At 60.7% G+C, this 24,737-nt stretch carries 37 protein-coding genes; 2 read left to right on the forward strand and 35 right to left on the reverse strand.

Annotated elements, in window-relative coordinates; genetic code table 11:
* Positions 1-275 precede the first annotated feature (275 nt).
* Positions 276-1,343 carry a ribosome small subunit-dependent GTPase A gene (gene rsgA, locus C7C56_RS04730; protein WP_106756330.1) on the reverse strand — a complete coding sequence of 356 codons (1,068 nt, stop codon included), beginning with the start codon at positions 1,341-1,343 and terminating at the stop codon, positions 276-278.
* 443 nt (positions 1,344-1,786) lie between these two features.
* On the opposite strand from rsgA, the gene C7C56_RS04735 reads away from it, so the two are divergent.
* Positions 1,787-3,343: an amidohydrolase family protein gene (locus C7C56_RS04735; RefSeq protein WP_181373023.1), complete on the forward strand. Its 1,557-nt coding sequence runs from the start codon at positions 1,787-1,789 to the stop codon at positions 3,341-3,343.
* A gap of 95 nt (positions 3,344-3,438) precedes the next feature.
* On the opposite strand, the gene rplQ is transcribed toward C7C56_RS04735, so the two are convergent.
* From rplQ to C7C56_RS04890, 31 genes are all read right to left on the reverse strand, one after another.
* Positions 3,439-3,834: a 50S ribosomal protein L17 gene (rplQ, locus tag C7C56_RS04740; RefSeq protein ID WP_106756332.1), complete on the reverse strand. Its 396-nt coding sequence runs from the start codon at positions 3,832-3,834 to the stop codon at positions 3,439-3,441.
* A 121-nt stretch (positions 3,835-3,955) separates the two neighbouring features.
* The gene (locus C7C56_RS04745; RefSeq protein ID WP_054265842.1) at positions 3,956-4,933 is read right to left on the reverse strand and encodes a DNA-directed RNA polymerase subunit alpha; all 978 of its coding nucleotides are present in this window, start codon (positions 4,931-4,933) and stop codon (positions 3,956-3,958) included.
* A 142-nt stretch (positions 4,934-5,075) separates the two neighbouring features.
* The gene (rpsD, locus tag C7C56_RS04750) at positions 5,076-5,699 is read right to left on the reverse strand and encodes a 30S ribosomal protein S4 (RefSeq protein WP_106756333.1); all 624 of its coding nucleotides are present in this window, start codon (positions 5,697-5,699) and stop codon (positions 5,076-5,078) included.
* Between the two features lie 251 nt (positions 5,700-5,950).
* A complete protein-coding gene (rpsK, locus tag C7C56_RS04755) occupies positions 5,951-6,355 on the reverse strand; it encodes a 30S ribosomal protein S11 (protein WP_008444339.1) in 405 nt (134 codons plus the stop codon).
* 12 nt (positions 6,356-6,367) lie between these two features.
* Positions 6,368-6,733 carry a 30S ribosomal protein S13 gene (rpsM, locus tag C7C56_RS04760; protein ID WP_106756334.1) on the reverse strand — a complete coding sequence of 122 codons (366 nt, stop codon included), beginning with the start codon at positions 6,731-6,733 and terminating at the stop codon, positions 6,368-6,370.
* 28 nt (positions 6,734-6,761) lie between these two features.
* On the reverse strand, positions 6,762-6,875 hold the full coding sequence (gene rpmJ / locus C7C56_RS04765) for a 50S ribosomal protein L36 (RefSeq protein WP_010394471.1): 114 nt from the start codon (positions 6,873-6,875) through the stop codon (positions 6,762-6,764).
* Between the two features lie 44 nt (positions 6,876-6,919).
* A complete protein-coding gene (gene infA, locus C7C56_RS04770; protein ID WP_005663428.1) occupies positions 6,920-7,138 on the reverse strand; it encodes a translation initiation factor IF-1 in 219 nt (72 codons plus the stop codon).
* A 23-nt stretch (positions 7,139-7,161) separates the two neighbouring features.
* Positions 7,162-8,496, reverse strand: coding sequence for a preprotein translocase subunit SecY (gene secY, locus C7C56_RS04775; protein WP_106756335.1), 1,335 nt, complete (start codon positions 8,494-8,496; stop codon positions 7,162-7,164).
* Positions 8,497-8,528: 32 nt separating this feature from the next.
* A complete protein-coding gene (gene rplO, locus C7C56_RS04780; protein ID WP_106756336.1) occupies positions 8,529-8,960 on the reverse strand; it encodes a 50S ribosomal protein L15 in 432 nt (143 codons plus the stop codon).
* 28 nt (positions 8,961-8,988) lie between these two features.
* Positions 8,989-9,177: a 50S ribosomal protein L30 gene (gene rpmD / locus C7C56_RS04785; RefSeq protein WP_106756337.1), complete on the reverse strand. Its 189-nt coding sequence runs from the start codon at positions 9,175-9,177 to the stop codon at positions 8,989-8,991.
* Positions 9,178-9,187: 10 nt separating this feature from the next.
* Positions 9,188-9,706, reverse strand: a complete 519-nt coding sequence (gene rpsE / locus C7C56_RS04790; RefSeq protein WP_106756338.1) for a 30S ribosomal protein S5 — start codon at positions 9,704-9,706, stop codon at positions 9,188-9,190.
* 12 nt (positions 9,707-9,718) lie between these two features.
* Positions 9,719-10,081, reverse strand: coding sequence for a 50S ribosomal protein L18 (gene rplR / locus C7C56_RS04795; protein WP_106756339.1), 363 nt, complete (start codon positions 10,079-10,081; stop codon positions 9,719-9,721).
* An 8-nt stretch (positions 10,082-10,089) separates the two neighbouring features.
* Positions 10,090-10,623 (reverse strand): 50S ribosomal protein L6, encoded by a 534-nt coding sequence (gene rplF, locus C7C56_RS04800; RefSeq protein WP_106756340.1) that lies wholly within the window; start codon positions 10,621-10,623, stop codon positions 10,090-10,092.
* A 10-nt stretch (positions 10,624-10,633) separates the two neighbouring features.
* Positions 10,634-11,029, reverse strand: a complete 396-nt coding sequence (gene rpsH, locus C7C56_RS04805) for a 30S ribosomal protein S8 (RefSeq protein WP_106756341.1) — start codon at positions 11,027-11,029, stop codon at positions 10,634-10,636.
* Positions 11,030-11,043: 14 nt separating this feature from the next.
* A complete protein-coding gene (gene rpsN / locus C7C56_RS04810; protein ID WP_106756342.1) occupies positions 11,044-11,349 on the reverse strand; it encodes a 30S ribosomal protein S14 in 306 nt (101 codons plus the stop codon).
* A 4-nt stretch (positions 11,350-11,353) separates the two neighbouring features.
* A complete protein-coding gene (rplE, locus tag C7C56_RS04815) occupies positions 11,354-11,893 on the reverse strand; it encodes a 50S ribosomal protein L5 (RefSeq protein ID WP_106756343.1) in 540 nt (179 codons plus the stop codon).
* Positions 11,894-11,895: 2 nt separating this feature from the next.
* A complete protein-coding gene (gene rplX / locus C7C56_RS04820) occupies positions 11,896-12,210 on the reverse strand; it encodes a 50S ribosomal protein L24 (RefSeq protein ID WP_106756344.1) in 315 nt (104 codons plus the stop codon).
* A gap of 9 nt (positions 12,211-12,219) precedes the next feature.
* Positions 12,220-12,588 (reverse strand): 50S ribosomal protein L14, encoded by a 369-nt coding sequence (rplN, locus tag C7C56_RS04825; RefSeq protein WP_099789560.1) that lies wholly within the window; start codon positions 12,586-12,588, stop codon positions 12,220-12,222.
* 317 nt (positions 12,589-12,905) lie between these two features.
* Complete coding sequence (gene rpsQ, locus C7C56_RS04830; protein WP_106756345.1) at positions 12,906-13,178, reverse strand: 30S ribosomal protein S17; 273 nt, start codon at positions 13,176-13,178, stop codon at positions 12,906-12,908.
* On the reverse strand, positions 13,175-13,366 hold the full coding sequence (rpmC, locus tag C7C56_RS04835) for a 50S ribosomal protein L29 (RefSeq protein WP_106756346.1): 192 nt from the start codon (positions 13,364-13,366) through the stop codon (positions 13,175-13,177). The genes rpsQ and rpmC overlap by 4 nt, the downstream gene beginning before the upstream one ends.
* 12 nt (positions 13,367-13,378) lie before the next feature.
* Positions 13,379-13,798 carry a 50S ribosomal protein L16 gene (gene rplP, locus C7C56_RS04840; protein WP_099789552.1) on the reverse strand — a complete coding sequence of 140 codons (420 nt, stop codon included), beginning with the start codon at positions 13,796-13,798 and terminating at the stop codon, positions 13,379-13,381.
* A 2-nt stretch (positions 13,799-13,800) separates the two neighbouring features.
* Positions 13,801-14,658 carry a 30S ribosomal protein S3 gene (gene rpsC, locus C7C56_RS04845; protein WP_106756347.1) on the reverse strand — a complete coding sequence of 286 codons (858 nt, stop codon included), beginning with the start codon at positions 14,656-14,658 and terminating at the stop codon, positions 13,801-13,803.
* 9 nt (positions 14,659-14,667) lie between these two features.
* Entirely contained in the window at positions 14,668-15,000 is a 333-nt protein-coding gene (gene rplV, locus C7C56_RS04850; protein ID WP_181002795.1) for a 50S ribosomal protein L22, read from the reverse strand.
* Positions 14,997-15,272, reverse strand: coding sequence for a 30S ribosomal protein S19 (gene rpsS, locus C7C56_RS04855; protein WP_099789546.1), 276 nt, complete (start codon positions 15,270-15,272; stop codon positions 14,997-14,999). The genes rplV and rpsS overlap by 4 nt, the downstream gene beginning before the upstream one ends.
* A gap of 9 nt (positions 15,273-15,281) precedes the next feature.
* Positions 15,282-16,109, reverse strand: coding sequence for a 50S ribosomal protein L2 (gene rplB / locus C7C56_RS04860; protein WP_054265823.1), 828 nt, complete (start codon positions 16,107-16,109; stop codon positions 15,282-15,284).
* A complete protein-coding gene (gene rplW, locus C7C56_RS04865) occupies positions 16,109-16,426 on the reverse strand; it encodes a 50S ribosomal protein L23 (protein WP_106756348.1) in 318 nt (105 codons plus the stop codon). Before rplW ends, rplB begins: the two co-directional genes overlap by 1 nt.
* The gene (rplD, locus tag C7C56_RS04870) at positions 16,423-17,043 is read right to left on the reverse strand and encodes a 50S ribosomal protein L4 (protein ID WP_106756349.1); all 621 of its coding nucleotides are present in this window, start codon (positions 17,041-17,043) and stop codon (positions 16,423-16,425) included. The genes rplW and rplD overlap by 4 nt, the downstream gene beginning before the upstream one ends.
* 2 nt (positions 17,044-17,045) lie before the next feature.
* Entirely contained in the window at positions 17,046-17,702 is a 657-nt protein-coding gene (gene rplC / locus C7C56_RS04875) for a 50S ribosomal protein L3 (RefSeq protein ID WP_106756350.1), read from the reverse strand.
* A 243-nt stretch (positions 17,703-17,945) separates the two neighbouring features.
* A complete protein-coding gene (locus tag C7C56_RS04880; protein ID WP_146204286.1) occupies positions 17,946-18,287 on the reverse strand; it encodes a hypothetical protein in 342 nt (113 codons plus the stop codon).
* Between the two features lie 83 nt (positions 18,288-18,370).
* Positions 18,371-19,774 (reverse strand): cell envelope integrity protein CreD, encoded by a 1,404-nt coding sequence (gene creD / locus C7C56_RS04885; protein ID WP_106756352.1) that lies wholly within the window; start codon positions 19,772-19,774, stop codon positions 18,371-18,373.
* A gap of 191 nt (positions 19,775-19,965) precedes the next feature.
* A complete protein-coding gene (locus tag C7C56_RS04890) occupies positions 19,966-21,597 on the reverse strand; it encodes a DUF885 domain-containing protein (RefSeq protein ID WP_307719024.1) in 1,632 nt (543 codons plus the stop codon).
* Positions 21,598-21,914: 317 nt separating this feature from the next.
* Between C7C56_RS04890 and C7C56_RS04895 the strand changes: the two genes are divergently transcribed.
* Entirely contained in the window at positions 21,915-22,160 is a 246-nt protein-coding gene (locus C7C56_RS04895) for a hypothetical protein (protein WP_106756354.1), read from the forward strand.
* A gap of 23 nt (positions 22,161-22,183) precedes the next feature.
* Here C7C56_RS04895 and creC read toward each other — a convergent pair whose 3' ends face one another.
* From creC to C7C56_RS04910, 3 genes are read right to left on the reverse strand one after another with little or no spacing between them, the layout of a single operon-like run.
* Positions 22,184-23,608 (reverse strand): two-component system sensor histidine kinase CreC, encoded by a 1,425-nt coding sequence (creC, locus tag C7C56_RS04900; protein ID WP_106756355.1) that lies wholly within the window; start codon positions 23,606-23,608, stop codon positions 22,184-22,186.
* Positions 23,605-24,309 (reverse strand): two-component system response regulator CreB, encoded by a 705-nt coding sequence (gene creB, locus C7C56_RS04905; RefSeq protein ID WP_106756356.1) that lies wholly within the window; start codon positions 24,307-24,309, stop codon positions 23,605-23,607. The genes creC and creB overlap by 4 nt, the downstream gene beginning before the upstream one ends.
* Before the next feature lie 8 nt (positions 24,310-24,317).
* Complete coding sequence (locus tag C7C56_RS04910) at positions 24,318-24,737, reverse strand: DUF2784 domain-containing protein (RefSeq protein WP_106756357.1); 420 nt, start codon at positions 24,735-24,737, stop codon at positions 24,318-24,320.

Consider the following 24,737-nt stretch of genomic DNA (forward strand, 5'->3'; position numbering starts at 1 on the left):
CCAATCTGCCGCAATCAATAATACCGTTACACCAATTTTCATGCTTATAAGCATACCAGAAATTAAACTTGGCAACTGATTTTTGGAATGAATTCGCCCACAACGACGCCCGAGCTAGAACCGTAGGAACGGTAGCCGCCTAAATATGAAGTGACTACACATTAAAAGTTTTTACATGGCAATAAAGTCAGCCTTCACCGCGCGCGTACGCGCCGTCTAAATGTCAATGGCGCCGGGCTGCCAGCGGCCATCGGCTTGCATTTATAAAAAGGATCCTAGCCGCCGCGGTTTTGGCGTCCGCGCGACTGCGCCTGCCTGACCAGCACCTTCCACTTGGCGCGGTCGGCGATGCGCTCGAGCGGTGTCTGTTCGGTCCGCCTGACTTCCCTGAGCAGCTTGTGGTAGTTCAGGATCCGGTCCGGGTCGACCGCGCCGCGCACCGCGCAGCCCGGCTCGGCCTGGTGGCGGCAATCGCGGAACTGGCATTGCCGCGCGAGCGCCGCGATGTCGTCGAAGGTGGCCGCCAATGCGTCCTCGCCGGCGTCGGGCTGCCAGCCGCGCAGGCCCGGGGTGTCGATGATGCAGGCGCCGCCAGGGCAGCGGTGCAGCGAGCGCGCGGTCGTCGTATGGCGGCCCCGGCTGTCGTCCGCGCGCACGCCGCCGGTCGCCTGCGCGCTGTTGGCCAGGGCGTTGGTCAGGGTCGATTTGCCGGCGCCCGAAGTGCCCAGCAAAATCAAGGTCTGGCCCATGCCGAGCCACGGCGCGAGCACCCGCGCGCTGTCGCCGTCCAGGGTGTTGAGGGCGAACGCCGGCACCTGCGGGCCCAGGCGCCGGCGCAATTGCGCCATGCGCGCCTCAACGTCGATGCCGATGTCGGCCTTGGTCAGCACCGCCACCGGCGCCACGCCGGCGGCGTCGGCCAGCGCGATGTAGCGCTCGAGCCGGCGCAGGTTGAAGTCGTGGTCGAGGCCCATGACCAGCAGCGCCGTGTCGACATTGCTAGCAAGCGATTGGCGCCGGCCCTCGCTGGTGCGGCGCGCGAGGTGGTTGAGCGGGGTGAGCCGCGCGCTGAGCCAGTGCACGTCGTCGCCGTCGGTGCTTAGCAGCACCCAGTCGCCGACGGCGAGCGCGGCGTCTTCGGCGGCGAGCGCCCGCAGCAGCCGGTTCAGGGGCCGCGCGTTCAGTGCGGTGGCGCCGTCGTGCACGCCGATCCAGTCGCGTTGCACTTCGCACACGCGCGCCAGCCTGCCGCCAGGCACTGCGTGGTCGAAGGTGGTCAACTGGCTGGTGATGCTGTGGTTCAGGCCGATCAGGCGGAGTGATTCAAAATTGATGTCGAGCATGGTGGTTGGATTCCCGGATTCGTTAAACCCGCGGCGCGCGCGGGCACAGCCGGCGGGCACGGGCGCGCAGGCGAGAGAAAACGGTGGTCGGCGCGCGATCAGGCGCGCATCAACACGACAGGCTCCGCGGGGGCGCGGGTTGGGGCGTGATCAGGCGGCCGACAGGACGGCAATATCGATGGTGCGCATGGGGCTGCCTCCTGTGGATGTGATGTGGATTTTGCAGTATGCGGGCGGTGCTTGCGGGCGTCAAAATTGTGCGTAAGCCGCCGCCGTCTTGCACGGGATGGGATGCAGCCCGGAAGCATCGCGGCGCCGCTGGCAATTTCACGTTCCTTTCACAGCGCTTTGGCTACGATCGGGCGAACCCAACCAGAGGAAGCTATGCATATGAATTTGGAAGAACTTTCGGTCTGCGCAACTGCCAGCGGGTGCCAACCCCGATGATCAAGAAGCTCCTTTTTGCCGGCGCCGCTTGTGTTGCCTTGCTTTTGCTGCTGGCGGCCGGACTCCTGCTATGGCCGCTGCCCGACATGCCGCGCGATGGCGTGGAGGGCGACTTCGTTATCCGCAATGTCGCGGTGGTCGACGTCGGGACCGGAACGATCTGGCAAGGCCGGGATGTTGTCTTGCGCGATGGGAAAATTACATCGGTCGGCCCGGCGGCACCGTCGCGTGCGGACGACGCGCTGATTCCGATCGATGGCAGAGGAAAGTATTTGATGCCGGGGCTGTGGGATATGCACACCCACTCCTTGAAGATATCTCCCCATTACATGCACCCCCTGTTCATCGCCAATGGCGTCACCGGGGTGCGCGACATGTCGGGTTGCATGTCGGAGCCGGACAGCTTTTTTGCCTGCATCGGCGATCGGAATGCCTGGAACAAGGCGACCAAGGATCGCAGCGGCCTTTCGCCCCGATACGTTCTTCAAAGCAGCTTTCAGATCAATGGCGGCAACGAGGTCCCGGACGGGTTCCCCGGCTTCTTCAAGGCCCGCAACGCCGGGGAAGCGCGCCAACTGGTGTCATTCTATCGCCAGGCCGGCGCGAATTTTCTCAAACCCTACAGTGAACTCTCGCCAGTTGCGTATCGGGCCTTGGCGGACGAGGCGCGCAGGCAGGGACTGACGCTGGCCGGGCACCGTCCGCTCAGGGTCTCGCTCGGGGACTTGTTGGCGGCGGGACAGCGTAGCGTGGAACATCCGCGCATCTTCCTGCAGGAATGCCATAACGGCGCGGCGGCCGTGCGCGCGCGGCCCGACCCGTTGGCCGCCTCCAATGCGCAGTTGGCCTGGCGCTTGGTCAACGAGCATGATCGCGGGCGCTGCGCGGAGCTGATGGACGCGATGGCGAAATCCGATACCTGGTGGACACCCACCCTGCAGGTGCTGCAAATGGGCGCACTTGCCGGCAACGAGGCGTTTCGAAACGACCAGCGCCTGCGCTACATTCCCTTTCTGTTCAAGAAATTCCTGTGGGCGCCCGACGCTGACCGCGCCGCACGTCAGCCCGCGGATGCTTCGGGCCGCTCACTATATGCGACCCAGTACCAGATGGCGTTGGGGCACGTCGGCCAGGCCAGCTCGGCGGGCGTGAAGATTTTGGCTGGAACCGACGCTGGTGACACCTACGTATTCCCCGGCTTCGGCATCCACGATGAACTGGTGGAGCTTGTCAAAGCCGGCCTGTCACCCGCACAGGCGCTGAGGAGCGCGACGCTCGATGCGGCCATTTTTTCCGGGCTGGAAGACGAGTTCGGATCGGTCACCATGGGAAAAACCGGCGACTTGATACTACTTGACGCCGATCCGCTGGCAGACGTGCGCAACACGCAGCGAATTGCCGGCCTGTTTTTTGGCGGGCAATTCTTCGATCGCACCGCGTTGGATAAATTACTTGGGTTTGCCGAGGAGCGGGCGGGCAGCGTGCGCACCAACCTCCACCTGCTGTGGGATGGGCTCAACAGCGAGCTGTTGCGGGTGCAGGCCGCAGATTGACGCGTGGGACCGGGGCCCGGGCGCGCGGCCGGGCCCCGCCAAAAACAAAAGCCAGGCAATGCCTGGCTTTTGTCACAACAGCTAAAACGAATCGATTACTCGGTCGTTGGAGCTGCGTCCATGTCGCTGACTTCTGGACGGTCCATCAGTTCAACGTAGCACATAGGCGCATTGTCGCCGACGCGGAAACCCATTTTCAGGATGCGTAGGTAGCCGCCGTTACGGTTGGCGTAACGCGGGCCCAGTTCGGCGAACAACTTGAGGACCATTTCACGGTCGCGCAGGCGCGAAAATGCCAGGCGCTTGTTGGCCAGGGTGTCGGTCTTTCCCATCGTCAGGATCGGCTCGACGACGCGGCGCAGTTCTTTTGCCTTCGGCAGGGTGGTCTTGATTGCTTCGTGGCGCAGCAGCGATACTGTCATGTTGCGCAGCATGGCGAGGCGGTGGGAAGAGGTACGATTTAACTTACGAAGGCCGTGACGGTGACGCATGGTAATTCCTTTCAGTTGGTTTTAAATCCAGCTCTTCGATCGCTATGCATGAATGCATGAGCGCGGGCCGGTTGATACATGTGTGAATACCCGGGACACGCGTCCCGGGCGGGTGCCGCTTTTACTTCTCGAGGCCGGCTGGTGGCCAGTTCTCGAGTTTCATGCCCAAGGTCAAGCCGCGTGAGGCGAGCACTTCCTTGATTTCGTTCAGGGACTTGCGGCCCAGGTTCGGCGTCTTGAGCAGTTCGTTTTCCGAACGCTGGATCAGGTCGCCGATGTAGTAGATGTTCTCCGCCTTGAGGCAGTTGGCCGAACGCACGGTCAGCTCGAGGTCGTCGACCGGACGCAGCAGGATCGGATCGACCAGCGGAGCGCGCGATGGCGCCTCGGCGGCCGCTTCCGTGCCTTCGAGCGCGGCGAACACGTTGAGTTGGTCGACCAGCACGCGGGCCGACTGGCGGATCGCCTCTTCGGGCGTGATCACGCCGTTGGTCTCGATATTGATGACCAGCTTGTCGAGGTCGGTGCGCTGTTCGACGCGGGCCGATTCAACGAAGTACGACACCCGGCGCACGGGCGAGAACGACGCGTCGAGGATGATGCGGCCGATGGTCTTGTTGGTGTCTTCCGACAGGCGGCGCACGTTGCCCGGCACATAGCCGCGGCCTTTTTCAACCTTGATCTGCATGTCGAGCTTGCCGCCGGCGGTCAGGTGGGCAATCACGTGGTCCGGGTTGATCAGCTCGACGTCGTGCGGCAGATCGATGTCGGAAGCGAGGATCGCGCCCTCGCCTTCCTTTTTCAGGGTCAGCGTGACGGAGTCGCGGTTGTGGACTTTGAAGACCACGCCCTTGAGGTTGAGCAGCAGGTCGACCACGTCTTCTTGAACGCCATCGAGGGACGAGTACTCGTGCACGACGCCGGCGATGGTCACTTCGGTTGGCGCGTAGCCGACCATGGACGAGAGCAGGACGCGGCGCAGCGCGTTGCCCAGGGTGTGACCGTAACCACGCTCGAACGGCTCCATCACGACTTTGGCGTGACCGGCACCGAGTGCTTCAACATCGATGATACGTGGCTTCAACAGACTGTTTTGCATGAAATGTCCTTTTCAATACCCTCGGTTCATTACACCGATAAGGCTGATGGCATTAGTGAAAACGCCCACTCGAGAGAATGGGCGGGGAAAATTCGTTCCCGCCTGCGCGGGAGTGGTTCCGGCCGGAGCCAGGAACGGGGTATTAACGGCTGTACAGTTCGACGATCAGCGATTCGTTGACGTCGTTGGCGATCTCGTTGCGCTCTGGGAAGGACTTGAAGGTGCCTTCCATTTTCTTCGAGTCAACCGAAACCCAGCTAGGCATGCCGATTTGCTCAGCCAGCGACAGGGCTTCGACGATACGCACTTGCTTTTTCGATTTTTCGCGAACGGCGATGATGTCGCCGGTCTTGACCGCGTACGAAGCGATGTTGACGACATTGCCGTTGACGGTGAACGCTTTGTGGCTCACCAGCTGGCGCGCTTCAGCGCGGGTCGAGCCGAAGCCCATGCGGTAGCAGACATTGTCCAGGCGTGCCTCGAGCAAACGCAGCAGGGTTTCGCCGGTGTTGCCTTTACGACGGTCAGCCTCGGCGAAGTAGCGGCGGAACTGACGCTCCAGGATGCCGTACATACGCTTTACTTTTTGTTTTTCGCGCAGCTGATTGCCGTAGTCCGAAGTGCGGGCACCGGATTTTACGCCGTGCTGGCCTGGCTTGACGTCCAGTTTGCATTTCGAGTCGAGCGAGCGACGTGCGCTCTTGAGGAACAGATCCGTACCTTCACGGCGGGACAGTTTTGCTTTAGGTCCGATATAACGTGCCACGATGCTTCCTTTTTTTCAATGATGACGCCCCGGCGGCATGGCTTAAGCGATGCGGCAGGCGCTAGTTCGGGCCGGTGGGCCGGAACGGTGGCTTCCAACGCCTGCACGCACAACTGCGGCAGGCGACAACAGCCGGGCAGTATATCCCAAATGGAATCTGCGCCGGCGATTTATTTTTACTACGGGCACTGCATGACGATCAAAAGACAGAAAACGGCGGCATGCGCTGGGCGCAGTCCGCAATTTGTGACTTAGATGCGACGGCGCTTCGGTGGACGGCAGCCGTTGTGCGGCACTGGCGTCACGTCCTGGATTTCGGTGATCTTGATACCCAGGTTGTTCAAGGCGCGAACTGCCGACTCACGACCAGGACCTGGGCCCTTGATGCGCACTTCGAGGTTCTTGACGCCGCACTCAACAGCGACCTTGCCTGCTGCTTCAGCCGCAACCTGCGCCGCGAACGGGGTCGATTTACGCGAGCCCTTGAAACCAGCACCGCCGGACGTTGCCCACGAAAGGGCATTGCCTTGACGATCGGTGATCGTGATGATGGTGTTGTTGAACGATGCGTGGACATGTGCGATGCCCTCGGCGACGTTCTTTTTAACTTTTTTGCGTACGCGCGCTGCTGCGGCGCTGCTTTGTTGCTTAGCCATGGTCGTTTCCTATTATTTCTTAAGCGATTGTGCAGCTTTGCGCGGGCCCTTGCGGGTACGTGCATTGGTGCGTGTACGCTGGCCGCGGCAAGGCAGACCCTTACGGTGACGCATACCGCGGTAGCAACCCAAGTCCATCAAGCGTTTGATGTTCATGGAGATTTCACGACGCAGATCGCCTTCGACGATAAACGTGCCGACGGCTTCGCGCAGCTTTTCGAGCTCGCTGTCGTCGAGATCTTTGACCTTTTTATTGGTCGCGACACCCGTGCTGGCGCAGATTTTCTGCGAGCGTGGGCGGCCAATACCGTAGATGGCGGTTAAGCCGATAACGGTATGCTGATGATTTGGGATATTAACCCCTGCGATACGTGCCATTCGTTATTCCTCAATAAATAACGTTAAATTAACCTTGACGCTGCTTGTGACGTGGTTCCACGCAGATTACGCGGACAACGCCTTTGCGCTTGATGATCTTGCAGTTGCGGCAGATCCGCTTGACTGATGCGAGAACTTTCATTTTGCACTCTCTTATTGGTACTGATTGCTTCGATTATTAAAATGTTACTTGGTGCGGAACACGATCCGGGCCCGGCTCAGGTCATACGGCGTCAACTCCACCGTGACCTTGTCGCCGGGCAGGATGCGGATATAGTTCATCCGCATCTTCCCTGATATGTGCCCCAACACCACGTGTCCGTTTTCCAGCTTCACTCGGAATGTCGCATTCGGCAGATTCTCAAGAATCTCACCCTGCATTTGTATGACGTCGTCTTTTGCCATTCTGTCTGTGCAGTCCTGGGCGCTTATCGCGTCGGGATCCCGCCCTTGAAATTCGCCTTGCGCAGCAGCGATTCGTATTGCTGCGACATGACGTAGTTTTGTACCTGCGCCATGAAATCCATGGTCACAACCACAATGATCAAAAGGCTGGTGCCACCGAAGTAGAAAGGCACCTTCCATTGGGCTTGCATAAACTCAGGCAACAGACACACCAGCGTGATGTAAATCGCGCCAGCGAGCGTCAAACGCATCAGGATCTTGTCGATGTAGCGTGCGGTCTGGTCGCCGGGACGGATCCCGGGAACGAACGCGCCGCTCTTCTTCAAGTTTTCGGCCGTCTCTTTGCTGTTGAACACCAGCGCTGTATAGAAGAAACAGAAGAAAATGATTGCAACTGCGTACAGCAAAGCATGCATCGGTTCGCCAGGGCCCATCGATGCCGCCAGGTCCTTCAAGAATACGACCACCGGATTATCGCTGTCTCCACCCTTCGCGAACCATTCCACGATCGTCGCCGGGAACAGAATGATCGACGAGGCGAAGATCGGCGGGATCACGCCGGCCATGTTGAGCTTCAAAGGCAGGTGGCTGGTGGTGCCGCCGTACACTTTGTTGCCAACCTGGCGCTTCGCGTAATTGACCAGGATCTTGCGCTGGCCCCGTTCGACGAAGACGACAAACCATGTCACGGCAGCGATCAGGACGATGATCATCAGCGCGCCGAAGTTGCTGATCTCGTTGCGTTGTACCAAGCCAAGCAAGGAGGCCATCGCCGACGGCAAACCTGCGACGATACCGGCAAAAATGATAATCGAAATACCGTTACCAATGCCGCGTTCGGTAATCTGCTCGCCAAGCCACATCAGGAACATGGTGCCGGTCAACAGGGACACGACGGTCACGAACCGGAAGAACAGGCCCGGGTCGAGCACCAGTCCGGGCTGCGACTCGAGCATGACGGAGATGCCGAAAGCCTGGAACAGCGCCAGCACCACCGTGAAGTAGCGCGTGTACTGGGTGATCTTGCGGCGGCCCGCCTCGCCCTCTTTCTTCAGTGCTTCCAGCTGCGGCAGCACGATGGCGCCGAGCTGCATGATGATCGAGGCCGAAATGTAAGGCGTGATACCAAGCGCGAACACGGTGAAACGTTCAACTGCGCCACCCGAGAACATGTTAAGCATGCCCAGGATGCCGCCGGAGTTTTGCTCGAACAACGATGCCAGCTGCCCCGGATCAATCCCAGGAACTGGGATGTGCGTTCCGATCCGGTACACGACCAAGGCGCCGAGCAAAAACCACAACCGCCCCCAAGGAAAACCGGCAGCCGCACTTTTACCAAGTTGTGAATTAGTCGCCAATTTTTGCTCCGTTCAAGCGTTTAGCCGTCAACTCAGGCTACCGAGCCGCCAGCAGCTTCGATTGCCGCTTTCGCGCCTGCAGTCACTTTCAAGCCCTTGAGGTTCACCGCTTTGGTGATCTCGCCGGACAGGATCACGCGCACATCGCGCGCCAGCACTTGCAATACGCCCGCTTGCTTGAGCACCAGGATGTCGACATCGCCGACCGCCAGGTTGTTCAGGTCCGAGAGACGCACTTCAGCTTTGAACGTTGCGTTGAGCGACTTGAAACCACGCTTAGGCAGACGACGCTGCAAAGGCATCTGACCGCCTTCGAAACCAACCTTGTGGAAACCGCCCGAACGCGACTTTTGACCTTTGTGGCCACGGCCAGCGGTTTTACCGATGCCCGAGCCAATACCGCGACCAACGCGACGCTTGTAGTGCTTAGCGCCTTCTGCTGGCTGAATTGTATTCAATTCCATGATTTCTCCGTTCGCGAGGCCCTAGGGCTTACGCGACAACTTTAACGAGGTACGAGACTTTGTTGATCATGCCGCGCACCGATGGGGTGTCTTCCAACTCGGAGACCGAGTTGACGCGACGCAGACCCAGACCGCGCACGGTAGCGCGATGCGACTCGCGCGTGCCGATCAAGCCCATGACCAACTGAACTTTGAGTGTTTTGGTAGCTTTTGTCATTTTGTCCGCCTTAAGCCAGAATCTCTTCAACCGACTTGCCGCGCTTGGCGGCGATGTCGCTTGCAGTACTCATTTTCGACAAACCGTCCAATGTGGCACGAACCAGGTTGTAAGGATTCGACGAGCCCGTGGATTTCGCCACGACATCGGTCACGCCCATTACTTCGAAGATCGCGCGCATTGCGCCACCAGCGATAACGCCGGTACCAGGCTTGGCAGGCATCATCATGACTTTCGATGCGCCGTGCTGGCCGGTTACTGTGTGGTGCAAGGTGCCATTCTTGAGCGGAACCTTGATCAGGTTGCGACGAGCTTCTTCCATTGCTTTTTGCACGCCAACCGGCACTTCTTTCGATTTGCCCTTGCCCATGCCGATGCGTCCGTCGCCATCGCCAACGACGGTCAATGCTGCGAAGCCCATGATACGACCACCCTTGACCACTTTGGTCACGCGGTTGATCGCGATCATTTTCTCGCGCATGCCATCATCCGGCTTGTCGCTTTGCATTTTTGCTTGCATTTTTGCCATGACGATTCTTCCTTAGAACTTCAGACCGGCTTCACGCGCGGCTTCTGCCAACGCCTTCACACGGCCGTGGTAACGGAAACCGGAGCGGTCGAACGCAACTTCGGTAATCCCTGCTTTCAGTGCTTTCTCGGCGACGCGCTTGCCAACCAGTGCGGCAGCGGCGGCATTGCCACCCTTGCCGGACTTGCCTGCCAACTCGGCGCGCACTTCGGCTTCGGCGGTCGAGGCCGAAACGATGATCTTTGCGTCCGGGCTGATCAGGCTGGCGTAAATGTGCAGGTTGGTGCGGTGCACCGACAGGCGATTTACTTTCATCTCCGCAATCTTGATGCGGGTCTGGCGTCCACGACGCAGACGTGATTCTTTCTTGTCCATGGTCAGCCTTATTTCTTCTTGGTTTCTTTAAGCTTAACCACTTCGTTCGCATAGCGAACGCCCTTGCCCTTGTAAGGCTCAGGGGAGCGGTAAGCACGCACTTCGGCAGCGACTTGGCCGACCTGTTGACGATCGATACCCTTGATCAGGATTTCGGTCGGCGTCGGGGTGGCGCAGGTCACGCCGGCTGGCATCGAATGCACAACCGGATGCGAGAAACCCAGCGAGAGGTTCAGCTTGTCGCCGGCGGCTTGGGCCTTGTAGCCCACGCCCACCAGGGACAGCTTCTTCTCGAAGCCTTTGGTCACGCCGGTCACCATATTGTTGACCAGGGCACGCAGGGTGCCGGACATCGCATTCGACTCACGGCTGGCGTCGACCACGTCGAACGTCAGGGTGCCGCTGTTGTTTTCAACTTTTACGAGGCCATTGAGGGGCTGAACCAGCGAACCCAATGGACCTTTTACCGTGATCGCTGCCGCTGTGATCGCCACTTCGGCGCCAGCTGGTACAGCGATTGGCATTTTAGCTACTCGAGACATCGTCTACTCCTTAAGCCACGTAGCAAATAACTTCGCCGCCGACACCGGTGGCGCGCGCTTTGCGGTCAGTCATGACACCTTGCGGGGTCGACACGATCGCCACGCCCAAGCCATTCATGACTGTAGGGATGTCATCTTTGCCCTTGTAGACGCGCAGTCCCGGACGGGACACGCGCTCTAAGCGCTCGATGACTGGACGGCCAACATAATACTTCAAACCGATTTTGAGTTCCGCTTTGCCACCGGTGGCGGTGACGGCGAAATCTTCAATGTAACCCTCGTCCTTGAGGACGTTGGCAATCGCTACTTTGACTTTCGACGATGGCATGGCCACGGTCGTTTTTTGTACGCCTTGTGCGTTGCGAATGCGGGTCAGCATATCGGCGATAGGATCGCTCATACTCATTGCATATTCTCCTATTACCAGCTTGCTTTAGTCATACCCGGAATTTCACCACGCATGGCGAATTCACGGAGCTTGATACGACCCAGACCGAATTTACGGAATGTGCCACGTGGACGACCGGTGATCGCGCAGCGGTTACGCTGGCGGGACGGTGCCGAGTTGCGCGGCAGTGCCTGCAACTTCAGACGAGCCTCATAACGTTCTTCTTCCGACTTGGACTGGTCATTAATGATGACCTTCAGAGCGGCACGCTTCGGGGCGAATTTCTCCACCAGGTCTGCACGCTTCTGTTCGCGGTTAATCAGTGCTAGTTTTGCCATGATCTCAGTTTCTGAACGGAAATTTAAAGGCGGCGAGGAGTGCTTTCGCTTCGTCGTCGGTCTTGGCGGTTGTCGTAATGCTGATATTCAAACCACGCAACACGTCAATCTTGTCGTACTCGATCTCAGGGAAAATGATCTGTTCCTTGACACCGATGTTGTAGTTGCCGCGGCCATCGAACGAACGGCCATTGACACCACGGAAGTCACGCACGCGCGGCAGGGCCACGGTGATGAAACGGTCGAGGAACTCGTACATGCGAGCGCCGCGCAGCGTCACCATCGTGCCGATCGGGTAGCCTTCACGGATCTTGAAACCGGCGATCGCCTTGCGGGCTTTCGTGGTAACCGGCTTTTGGCCGGCGATCTTGGTGAGGTCGCCGACGGCGTGCTCGATGATCTTCTTGTCCGCGATCGCTTCGCCAAGGCCCATGTTCAGGGTGATCTTGGTCAGGCGCGGGACTTCCATTGCCGATTTGTAGCCAAATTTGGCGACCAGGTCGGCAACGACCTTATCTTTATAAAACTGCTGGAGACGGGCCATGATTAAACCTTCACTACTTCGCCGGACGACTTGAAGACGCGGACTTTTTTGCCGTCAACGTCTTTGAAGCCTACGCGGTCTGCCTTGCCAGTCGCTGCATTGAACAATGCAACGTTGGACACGTGAATCGGCATTGTCTTATCGACGATACCACCAGTTACGCCGGTCATTGGGTTAGGCTTGGTCGCTTTTTTAGCGATGTTCACGCCTTCAACCACGACATGCTCAGCATCGATGCGTTGCTGAACAACACCGCGCTTGCCCTTGTCTTTCCCGGTCAGTACGATGACTTCGTCGTTTTTACGAATCTTATCCATTACGACTCCTTACAGGACTTCAGGTGCCAGGGACACGATTTTCATGAACTTTTCAGTGCGCAGTTCGCGCGTGACTGGTCCAAAAATACGGGTACCGATCGGTTCCAGCTTGGCGTTGAGCAGTACGGCAGCGTTGCCGTCGAACTTCACCAGGGAGCCGTCTTGGCGGCGCACACCTTTAGCGGTGCGCACAACCACAGCGTTATAAATTTCACCTTTTTTGACACGGCCACGTGGCGCAGCGACCTTGATGGTCACCTTGATAACGTCGCCAATGCCAGCATAACGGCGCTTGGAACCGCCCAATACCTTGATGCACATAACTTCTTTGGCACCGGTATTGTCGGCTACTTCGAGCCGGCTTTCAGTTTGAATCATAGTATTCTCTTTCCCAACTTAAGCCGAAGAATCCCCACAATGTGGGCCTGCGGTCAGTCTTGGTCCCGCCGACCGCGCCTAGCTGGCACTGCCGATTGGGTGATGGACTTTCCAAAAACTTACGTTGCAGACCGCTGCCACCGGGGTGACTGGAATAACACGGCGATACATGAACGAAGCCCGCTAGTATCGCAGAATACTGGCGGGCCCGCAAGGACTTTCTTTCGGGTACGGGACCGGGCGGCTTTGCATTGCAAAACCGCCGCGCCCCCTGCTCCCTGTATTTTCAGGGCCGTTGCCGGCCCCGATCAACGCATTTAGATCACCTGGGCTGCTTGCACAACGCGGGTAACGGTCCATGCCTTGGTCTTGGAGATCGGGCGACCTTCCTGGATCTCGACGGTGTCACCCATCTTGACCGTGTTGCCTTCGTCATGCGCGTGATACTTGTTCGAGCGCATGATGATCTTGCCGTACAGCGGGTGCTTGACGTGACGCTCGATCAGGACGGTGACCGTCTTGTCCATCTTGTCGGACACCACTTTACCGACCAAGGTGCGCTTCAGGGCGACTTTAGTTGTTTCGGTCATTTGGCATCCTTCGAGTTCATAACAGTCTTCACACGCGCGATATCGCGGCGACCCTTCTTGATTTGCGAAGTATTAGTCAGCTGTTGCGTAGCGATTTGCATGCGCATGCCGAACTGGGCCTTCAACAATTCGTTCAACTCTTTTTGGAGAGCTGCCTGGTCTAAGCCGCGGAGTTCTTTTGCTTTCATTTACAACCCCTTTTATTGGCCAACTTGGCGGATGACAAAAGTCGTCGCCAGTGGCAGTTTGGCGGCGGCCAGACGGAACGCTTCCCGGGCCAGCGTCTCGTCGACGCCGTCCATTTCGTACAGTACCTTGCCTGGCTGAATCTCAGCGACGTAGTACTCCGGGTTACCTTTACCGTTACCCATACGGACTTCAGCTGGCTTGTTCGAAATTGGCTTGTCCGGAAAAATACGGATCCAAATACGACCACCGCGCTTGATGTGACGGGTCATGGCACGACGAGCTGCTTCGATCTGACGTGCTGTGATACGGCCGCGGGCGACTGCCTTCAGACCGAATTCACCGAACGAGACAGCGGTGCCGCGTGAATGCGAAATGCCGGTGTTACGGCCTTTCTGCTCTTTACGATACTTCCTGCGTGCTGGTTGCAGCATGATTATTCTCCTGCTTTCTCAGCTGGTGCAGCAGCGGCGGCCACGGTCGGCTTGACGGCAGCGCGAACACGTGGAGCGCCAGCAGGTGCGGCTGGGGTTGTACCTTCAGGACGACGGGCGCCAGGTGCGGCACCGGCTGGGCGCGGACGGCCAGCTGGCTTGCCATCGTCGCGGCGCGGGCCGCGGCTCTTCTTGTCGTCGGCCGGGGTATCGATGACTGGTGCGTCGCCGTTCGGCGCGCGGTCACCCTTGTACACCCAGACCTTGACGCCGATGATGCCGTAGGTCGTTGCTGCTTCGCTGGTACCGTAGTCGATATCAGCGCGCAGGGTGTGCAGAGGCACGCGGCCTTCGCGATACCACTCTTTACGCGCGATTTCGATGCCGTTCAGACGGCCCGACGACATGATCTTGATACCGAGGGCACCGAGGCGCATTGCGTTTTGCATTGCGCGCTTCATTGCACGGCGGAACATGATCCGTTTTTCGAGCTGCTGGGCGATCGAGTCGGCGATGAGCTGCGAGTCGATTTCCGGCTTGCGGATTTCTTCGATATTGACGTGCACGGGCACACCCATGATCTTGGTCAGGGCCGACTTCAGTACTTCGATGTCCTCGCCTTTTTTACCAATGACCACGCCTGGGCGCGAGCTGTAGATCGTGAAGCGCGCGTTCTTGGCAGGACGCTCGATGACGATGCGGCCAACCGAAGCGTTCTTCAGTTTCTTTTTCAGGAACGCGCGCGCCTTGAGGTCCTCGTTGAGCATTTGGGCAAAGTTACCATTGCCCGCGTACCAACGCGACGCCCAGTTACGGGTTACTGACAGGCGAAAGCCTGTTGGATGAATCTTCTGTCCCATCGTGACCCCTTAGTTACCGACAGTCACGTAGATGTGACAGGATTGTTTCGAGATACGATCGCCCCGGCCTTTAGCGCGTGCAGTGAAGCGCTTCAGGATCGGGCCCTTTTCAACGTAGATCTGGACGACTTTCAGCTCGTCGATGTCAGCGCCATCGTTGTGCTCGGCGTTCGCGATTGCGGACTCGAGCACTTTCTTGATGATCGTTGCACCTTTTTTAGGGCTGAATTGCAAAATGTTGAGTGCTGCGTCAACCTTTTTGCCGCGGATCAGATCAGCAACCAGACGGCCCTTTTGGTCCGACAGGCGCACACCTTTGAGGATAGCTTTGGTTTCCATTATTTCTTCGCCTTCTTGTCAGCGGCATGGCCCTTGAACGTGCGGGTCAGTGCGAATTCGCCGAGCTTGTGACCAACCATGTTCTCCGAGATATACACCGGCACGTGCAGCTTGCCGTTGTGTACCGCGATCGTCAGGCCGATGAAGTCTGGCGAGATCGTCGAACGGCGCGACCAGGTTTTAACCGGCTTTTTGTCTTTGTTCGCTTGCGCGGTCTCGACTTTTTTCACCAGGTGGGCGTCTTGGAACGGCCCTTTTTTCAATGAACGTGTCATGTCTTATCCTTATTTCTTGCCGCGGCGTGAGACGATCATCGAAGTCGTGCGCTTGTTGCGGCGCGTCTTCTTACCCTTCGTCTGTTGGCCCCATGGCGACACTGGATGACGACCAGCTGCAGTTTTACCTTCACCACCACCGTGCGGGTGATCGACCGGGTTCATGACCACACCGCGGACGGTAGGACGAACACCGCGCCAGCGCATCGCGCCAGCCTTGCCGATCTTGCGCAGGCTGTGCTCGGCGTTGCCGACTTCGCCTACCGTCGCGCGGCATTCGATGTGGACGCGGCGAACCTCACCCGAGCGCAGGCGGACCTGGGCGTAGGTGCCTTCGCGCGCCATCAGCACCACACCAGCGCCGGCGGTACGGGCCATCTGGGCGCCCTTACCTGGCAGCATCTCGACGCAATGCATCACGGTGCCGACTGGGATGTTACGGATAGGCAGGCAATTGCCCGACTTGATAGGCGCCTCCGAACCGTTCATCACCGAGTCGCCAACGGACATGCCCTTGGTTGCGATGATGTACTGGCGCTCGCCGTCCGCATAGCACAGCAGGGCGATGTTCGCGGTACGGTTTGGATCGTATTCGATACGCTCGACCTTTGCCGGAATGCCATCCTTCTGACGCTTGAAGTCGATCAGGCGATAGTGCTGCTTATGACCACCGCCGATGTGGCGGGTGGTGATGTGGCCGTTGTTGTTACGGCCGGCAGTTTTCGATTTCTTTTCAACCAGGGCTGCGAACGGGCGACCTTTGTACAGGTCCGGGTTCACAACCTTCACCATGCCGCGACGGCCTGGTGAGGTTGGTTTCATCTTTACGAGTGCCATTATTTAGCCTCCTCGGAGAAGTTGATTTCCTGGCCAGGCTTGAGGCACACGAAAGCACGCTTGGTATGGTTGCGACGGCCATTGAAACGGCCCGAACGCTTTTGCTTACCTTCGCGATTGGCTGTCTGGACCGACAGGACTTCAACCTTGAACAACAGTTCAACGGCTGCCTTGATCTCAGGCTTGGTCGCATCCGGCAATACGCGGAACACGATCTGCTCGTTCTTTTCCGCGACCATGGTGGCCTTCTCGGAAATGACCGGCGCCTGGAGCACCTTCATCAGGCGCTCTTCGCTGAATTTCAATACGGCGCTCATGCGAACATCTCCTCGATCATGGCCAGTGCTGCTTTGGTGACCACGATTTTTTTGTAGAACACCAGCGACATCGGGTCAGCGTGACGTGGCTCGACGACGAGCACGTGCGGCAGGTTGCGCGATGCCAGCAGCAGGTTTTCTTCGAGCTTGTCGGTGATGATCATGACCGATTCCAGACCCATGCCCTGCAGTTTTTGCGACAGCAGCTTGGTCTTCGGAGCATCGATGCCCATGGTCTCGACCACAACCAGACGCTCTTCGCGTGCCAGCTGGGACAGGATCGAGCAGATACCTGCGCGATACATCTTTTTGTTCACTTTGTGGGTGAAGTTCTCTTCGGGCGAATTCGGGAAAATCCGTCCGCCGCCGCGCCACAGTGGCGACGACGACATACCAGCACGCGCGCGGCCGGTACCTTTTTGGCGCCATGGCTTTTTCGTCGTGTGGTGAACTTCTTCACGGTCTTTTTGCTTGCGGTTGCCGCTACGTGCGTTGGCAGCGTAGGCGACCACGATCTGGTGGATCAGGGCTTCGTTGTAGTCGCGGCCGAAAACGGTATCGGCGGCGGCAACGTTCGAACCTGCTTGTCCTTGCTCATTCAGAAGCTTGAGTTCCATAATTAAGCTCCCTTCTGTGCTTTGGATTTAATGGCTGGCGAAACGATCACCTGGCCATTTTTCGCACCTGGTACGGCGCCTTTGACCAGCAACAGCTGACGGTCGGCGTCGATACGGGCGATTTCGAGATTTTGGATCGTGCGGTTGACGTCACCAAGGTGACCGGTCATGCGCTTACCAGGGAAAACGCGACCTGGATCTTGCGCCATACCGATGGAGCCTGGCACGTTGTGCGAACGGGAGTTACCGTGGGTAGCGCGACCGGAAGAGAAGTGGTAACGCTTGATGACGCCGGCGTAGCCCTTACCAATCGTGACACCCTGCACGTCGATCTTTTGACCGACTTCGAACAGCGAGGCGGCGACGACGTCGCCAGCTTTCAGTTCGGCAGCTTTAGCTGCGTCCACGCGGAATTCGCGCAGCATGGTCCCGGCTTCCACACCAGCTTTGGCGTGATGACCCGCAGTGGCACTGTTCACGCGGGATGCGCGACGTTGACCGAAAGCGACCTGAACAGCGGAATATCCGTCTGTTTCAGGAGTTTTGATTTGCGCAACACGGTTGTTCGACACGTCCAGCACGGTTACAGGAATTGAATCCCCTTCGTCCGTGAAGATGCGCATCATACCAACCTTGCGACCGAGAAGGCCTAGGCTCATTTTTTCTCCATTCCCACCTGCGATTGGGCGGGGCTGACTGTTTAACTACCAAGTAATGGACGGATTCAAAAAGGACGAATCCATACCGAAGCCGGCAAGTATAACCTGCAAAAGGGGTTGACGCAACATCTGTGTTGGGGGTATGTCGGGTTTTGCGCGAAGTATTTTGCGTAAAACTTGTGCAAGTGGAAAGGCGCCCGGAGCCGGCGGCGCGTCCCCGGCAAAAGAGGCGGGAATCTTGCCTTAAAGGCCAGTCGGAGCCGCCCGGCGGCCATGGATGCGGCGCTTCAATTGCGACCAGCGCCACATTGCCAGCAGCACGCAGGCGCCGATGACGAGCGCGGCGAAGATGGACATCCATGCCATCAGGAACGCGAACTGCACTGCCTGGGCGGCGGCGTCGCCGGGGCGCGCGTGGCGCGTCAATGCCGACATCGCATCGAGGAACCAGCCCGACAGCGGCGCGGGAAGCACGCCGACGGCGCCCCAGACCCAGTCGGCCTCGGCGACCAGGGACGCCGCGCACCAGCTCGCCCCAAGCGCGCACAGTGCGGCGAGGGCGGCCAAGCGGAGCTTTGTGATCATCGGCAGCGCCATCGCGGCATCCTTTTAGTTGGCGGTGTGGGATCGGGGGCGCCGCGGCCGGCCACGCCCTCCTCCATATCAGGTCAGCCGGACACCGGCGCGGCGGCCGGCGACTGCGCGACGGCGGCCGCCGCATTCGACCGGGCGACCTGGTACCAGTCGACCTTGCGGGTCGCGACCATCAGCCCCGCGAGCAGCGCGAACAGCAGCAAACTGCCCAGCACGAGCGCGTTGTTCTCCGAAATCAGCAGGCCGTACAGCGCCGCGTAGAGCAGGCCGAGCGCGGCGCCGAAGCCCATGCCGCGCTTCCCGTCGCGCAGCACGGCGGCAAGGTAGAAGCCGATCAGCACCACGCAGACGATGGTGGCGATCACATAGGCGAGGCCGAAGGCGATGTGCTCCGACAGGCTCACCAGCAACAGGAAGAACAGCACCAGCGCCAGCCCGACCAGCAGGTACTGGATCGGGTGTACCGGCAGTTGCTTGAGCACCTCGAACAGGAAGAAGGCGGCGAAGGTCAGCGCCACGAACAGCAGGCCGTACTTGGTGGCGCGCTCGGCCATCGAATAGACGTTGATCGGCTCGATGAAGCCGACCCGGAAGCTGTCGAGGCCGGCCACGCCCCTGGCGCCCCCGGCGTTCTCGAGCAGCGTGAACTGGCCCTGCGCATCGGTTGCCAGGGAAGAAATGTTCCACTGCGCCTTGAAGCCGTTTTGGCCGATCACGCGGTTCGCGATCTCGGGCAAAAAATTGCCGCCAAACTGGGGGTGCGGCCAGTTCGAGCCCAGTTTGACCGCGTTGTTCTTGGCGATCGGCACGAAGCTCAGGCGCTCGATGCCATCGAGCCTGAGCTGGAACGAGAACGGCAGGCGGGCGTCATCTAGCAACTGGTCGGGCGCGATGCTGGCGTGCAGCCCGCTCTTGCTCGCGTTGAGTCCGGTGCCGGCCCGGAATTCCGCCTCCTGGGTGCCGAGCTGGAGGGTCGGGATGTTTTTTATTCCGCGCACGTCGTCGATCGCCAGCGCGACGAATGGCTTGCCCCAGGTGATGGTCGAGGTCGGCGAATTGCGCGCGAGGTCGGCGCCGGCCGGCAGCACGAAGTCGCCCTTGAAGCCGTGCCGCCCGCCATACACGAGCACCTTGTGGATGCCGCGATAGCGCCGTTCGATCAACACCTCGCCGGCGACCTGCAACTCGTTCGGGTACACGATCTGGCGCCGGTCGACGCTGCGCTTCTCGAGCCTGACCGTGGTGACGCCCTTTTCGGTCTCCTCGACCTTCTCGACGTAGTCCTCGGTGTAGGGGCGCACCAGGATCGGGCCGACCACGGTTTGCTCGCGCACGTTCTCGGCGGCGATGCCGGCGACGGCCTGGGCGCGGAACTCGCCGCGTTGCCCGATGGTCTCGTCGATCATCCCCAGCGGGATGAGGATGAGCAGCATCAGGCCGAGGATGAACAGAATTTTGAACAACAGGGTTTTTTGCATGGCGACGGCTCCGGTAGTGGTGTCGCCAGTGTGGGCAGCGTCTATGCGGCCTTGATGTGTTCTGTGTGAAGGGGGCAAGTATTTTTCCGCGCTTGGCCGCCCCAAGCCATATCTTGCCATTCAAAAAAGTATGAATAGGGGCGCGGCCATGCGATTTTGAATAGCGCGGGCCCAAAACAGACCTTACGTCCTCATTTCTCCTGCGCGATCCAGCGCTTCACGTCAGCTTCGACGATGGCCAGGGGCCGCCCTCCCCCGCCGAGGACCACCGCGTGGAATGCCGGCAGGCTGAACTTGGGGCCAAGCGCCAGTTCGGCCTCCTGGCGCAATTGGCCGATCTTGAGCGAGCCGATTTTGTAGGCCAGCGCCTGTCCCGGCCATGCCATGTAGCGATCGATCGCGTTGGAAGCGACCGCATCGGTGTAGCCATTGGTCTCCTTGAGATAGTCGATCGCCTGTCCGCGCGTCCAGCCCTTGGCGTGCAAGCCGGTGTCGACCACCAGCCGCGCGGCGCGCAGCAACTCGTCGTTCAGGTGGCCGAAGTACTGGTCGGGCTGGTCAAACAATCCCATCTCCTTGCCCAGGCTTTCCGCGTACAACGCCCAGCCCTCGACAAAGGCGTTGTGGAACCCGAACTTGCGGAAGTCGGGCAGCTCCAGCTCTTGCTGCAGGGAGAGCTGGAAATGGTGGCCGGGGCTGCCCTCGTGGAGCAGCAAGGTCGTCATTTTGGTGCTCTGGTACTGGGTCGGGTCGTTGACGACCGACCAGAAGATGCCGGGCTGCCTGCCGTCCAGGCTGGGCGGGGAATAGTGGTCGGACGCGGTGGCGCGCGTGAGCTCCGGCTCCAGCCGTTGTTCGAGCGGCGCCTTGGGCCGCAGGCTGAACAGCGCCTCCAGCTTGGGCTCGACCTCCAGGTTGCGTTTTGTGTACCAGTCGATGATCTCCCCGGCGGTTTTGAACGGCCTGTACTTGGTCTGCGATCCGGCCCACTTGGCCAGGCCCGCAGGCGCGCCGTCATAGCCCATCTTCGGCCCGACCACCGCAAACTCGGCCTGGATGCGCGCCACCTCCTTGAGTCCGATCTCGTGAATCTGCCCGGGGGTGAGCTTGGTCGTGGTCGACGCCTCGGCGTTGAACGCATACCAGGCCCGTCCGTTGGGCAGCGCGCCGCGGCCGGCGCTGGCGCGGGCGGCCGGCAGGTACTCGGTTTCAAGGAAGGCGGCCAGCCTGCGCGCGGCCGGGTTCACGTTTTTTTCGATCTCGGCGCGGTATTGCCCGGTCAGCGCGCGCTTCTCGGCGGCCGAAAACGATGTCGGAAAATTCCTGATCGGCGCGTAGAAAAGACTGGTCTCGGGCGCGGCGCTGACCAGCTTGCGGTACTGTGGAATGGCCGCGGCCACCACCGCTTTCGGCAGCACGACGCCGGTCCTGATCCCTTCGCGCATATTGCTCACCGCCTGGTCGAGCCAGGGAGCCAGTTCCCTCAGGCGCGCCAGAAAATCGCCATATTCACCCGGCGTCGAGATCGGTTGCGCGGTCTGTCCGGCCGCCAGGCTCGCAAAATACAGCGGCGGAGAAAACATCATCTGATCGATCGGCATCAAGTGGTCCGGGAACTGTTCGGACGCGATTTCCTCCCTGATCTGGTAGGCGAGGATGTCGTAGCTCGTCAGGTCGGCTGCGCCCAGCTTCGCTTTCGGGATCGCGTCCAGCCGTTTCTGGAGGCTGCGCATGCCTGCGAAATGGCGCTTGCGCTCTTGTGGCGCGATACCCAGGCCGATTTTGCGGTTGAAACGCGGATCACCCCACATCGTCGACCACAACGGCGCTTTCCGGGCACTGGCTGCATAAAACTCATCACCGAGCTTCTTCAGCGTGACCGCCTCTGGGCGCGGGGCGCTATCGGACACGGCCGGGTTTTGACGCGGCGCCGCATGCGCCAGGGGCATACAAGCGAACAGGCAGGCGGCACTGATGGCAGCCAGGGGGCGTTGCATCATGGTTTTACTTTCTTTGGGGGTCGGGCAATAATCTGCACAAATAATAGTCGATATTGTATAGACAATGTCGACTTGATTGACAGGCGTCACTGGCCTGCAGCTCTGGCTCTGAGCGGCACACCCGCCGCGGGAGTAAAGCTATGGGCACCAAAGTTACCGGCGAGAACGCGGCAAAGAATGCATCGGCCGTATTGGCGAGCAAATCCACCGGAGCCCCGTCGAAAACGGCGGCCGGCAGCACGCTCTCGCAAACCTCCACGACCAACACCACCTCACCCGAAGCGGCGAGCGCCGCCTCCAAGGTCTTGCGCGACGGACGCACCAGCGCGGCGTCGAAGAGCGCGGCCGGTTCGGCGCTGGCGCAAAGTGGCGACGCCAAGAAATAGGATGCGGGCGGCCCGGCGCGCCCTCAGGCGCTGACGGGAAGCCGCAGCCTGGCGCAGGCGCCGCCGTCGGCATGGTTGCCGACCTCGACCGTCCCGCCGTGCAGCGCCATCACCTCGCGCACGAAGGGCAGGCCCAGCCCCGTGCTTTTGGCGCCGTGCGGGCGCTGCAGGGAATAGAAGCGCTCGAACAAACGCGCCTGCGCGTACTCGGGAATGCCGGCGCCCTGGTCGCGCACCACGATCACCGCCTGCCCGTCGACGCGTTCGACGTCAAGCGCGATGCTGCTGCCCTCGGGCGCGAAATCGGCGGCGTTGTCGAGCAGGTTGCCCAGCGCCTGGCGCAGCAGCAACTCGTCGCCCCGCACCGTCAGCTCCTGCGCGCGCACCACCAGCGTGAGCCGGCGCGCCGCCAGCGTCAGCGACAGGTCGGTCCGCGCCAGCGCCACCAGCTTGTCCAGCGACACCGGCTCCGGCGCGCCCAGGCGCTGCTGTTTTTCCACCCGCACCAGCGCCAGCAGCTTGTCGATGAGCTGCTTCTGGCGCGCGTTCTGGTTCAAAATATTTCCCAGGAAGTGCTTGCGCTCGGCCTCGGGCATGTCCTCCTGCATCAGTTCGGCCGAACCCTGGATCGCCGCGATCGGGCTTTTGAGTTCGTGGGCCAGCGTGTGCATGAGCTCTTCGACATACTCCTTGCCCTCGAGCTGGTGGCGCATCGACTCGAGCGCGCGCCCGAGCGTGCCGATTTCGTTGTTGCCGAGCGGCGGCAGCGCCGCTTTCTTCCCGGCCTCGACGTCGGCGATATAGCGCATCAGCTTGCGCAGCGCGTGCGTGAGCCAGAACGCGAAGGCGCAGCCGATCAACAGCGACAGGCCGAGCAGCAGCGCGCCGCGCTGCAGGATGATCTTGCGGCTGCGCTCGACGAAGGGCTGGACCGTCGCGTTCGGCTTGGACACCGTCAGCACGCCGATGATTTGCGGGCCGTCCATGATCGGCGCGGCCACGTGCATGACGGTGCTGTTGTCGTCGAGCGGGTTGGCGCGCGTGCTGCGCGCGCCGTACTCGCCGCGCAGGGTGCGCTTGACGTCGTTCCATTGCGAATAGTCGCGCCCGACGGCGCGGCCGAACGAATCGAAGCGCACGATGCCCTGGGCGTCGGTGATGGTCACGCGGTAATTGAGCGCGCGCTTGGCGTGGCCGGAGATGTTGACGTCGATCTTGCGCCGTTTATACGACTGTATGCGCTCGAGCATGGTCGATTCGCCGAGCTTGCCGGCCTTGACGTCGTCGGCCACGAGCAGCGCCAGCAGGTAGGCGGTGTCGACCAGCGTGTCCTCCATCGTCGCGCGCACGCCCGGCTTGACCTGCTCGACGAACACATAGAGCAGGAACCACGCGGCGACCCCGACGATCGCGAAATAGCCGAGCAGGATGCGCAGGCCGATCTTCATGCCTTGGACAGGCTGTAGCCCATGCCGCGGTGGGTGTGGATCGGGTCGAACCCGGGGTCGACCGCGCGCAGCTTGGCGCGCAGCGACTTGACGTGGGCGTCGACGGTGCGCTCGAGCGTGTCGGCGGCGTCGGCCCAGACCCGGTCCATCAGTTGCGAGCGCGACAGCACATGCCCCGGGTGCTCGGCGAGCGCGAGCAGCAGCAGGTACTCGTAGCGCGTCAGCTCCAGCGCCCGCCCGCAATAAATGACGCGCGCCTCCTGGGGCCGCACATCGAAGCGCTCGGGCGCGGCCGCCGGCGGCTGCGGCTGCGGCTGCTGCGGCGGCGGCGCCAGCCGGCGCAGCACGACGCGGATGCGGGCGACCAGCTCGCGCGGCGAAAACGGCTTCGTCACGTAGTCGTCGGCGCCGATCTCGAGTCCGACGATGCGGTCGATCTCGTCGCTGCGCGCGGTCAGGAAAATCACCGGGACGTTGCAGAACTGGCGCAGTTGGCGGCACACCTCGAAGCCGTTCATGTCCGGCAGCCCGACATCGAGCACGATCAGGTCGGGCAGCTGCGCGGCCGGCGCGCGCATGGCCTCGAGCGCCTCCATGCCCAGCGTCAGGTGGCGCGGCGCGAAGCCGTCGGTGCGCAGGGCGTACGCGATGCTGTCGGCGATCGCGCGCTCGTCCTCAACAATCAAAATGGTCTGTGGCATCGGCGCTCCTAGGCGTGGCGGGGCGGGGCGCCGGCGTGGGCGCGGCGCCGCCGGGGCGGCACCAGCACCCAGCTCAGCGCGACCAGGGCGACGAGCACGAAAACCCAGGGCGGCGCCGTGAAAAACAGCAGCTTGCCGAGCCAGTGGGCGATGAAGTCGCCCTCGGCCACGATCTGGCCGCCGCGCTCGCGCAAGCAGTGCTCGAGCGTCGTCAGCGGGCACATGATGCCGAACCACGACTGCAACGCGACATAGCCGATGGTCGCCAGGTGCAACAGGCGCAGCGGCAGATTGCGCACCCAGGCCCAGCGGCGCGCGCCGCCGACCAGGATCAGCGGCAGGCCCGGCACGACGAACAGCACCACCCCCGCATGCAGCATCAGCACGCCGTCGGCGAGCAGCGGGTACCAGCTTGATTCTTGCGCCAT

It is taken from the genome of Massilia glaciei (assembly GCF_003011895.2).
Classification (GTDB): Bacteria; Pseudomonadota; Gammaproteobacteria; order Burkholderiales; family Burkholderiaceae_D; genus Telluria_A; species Telluria_A glaciei.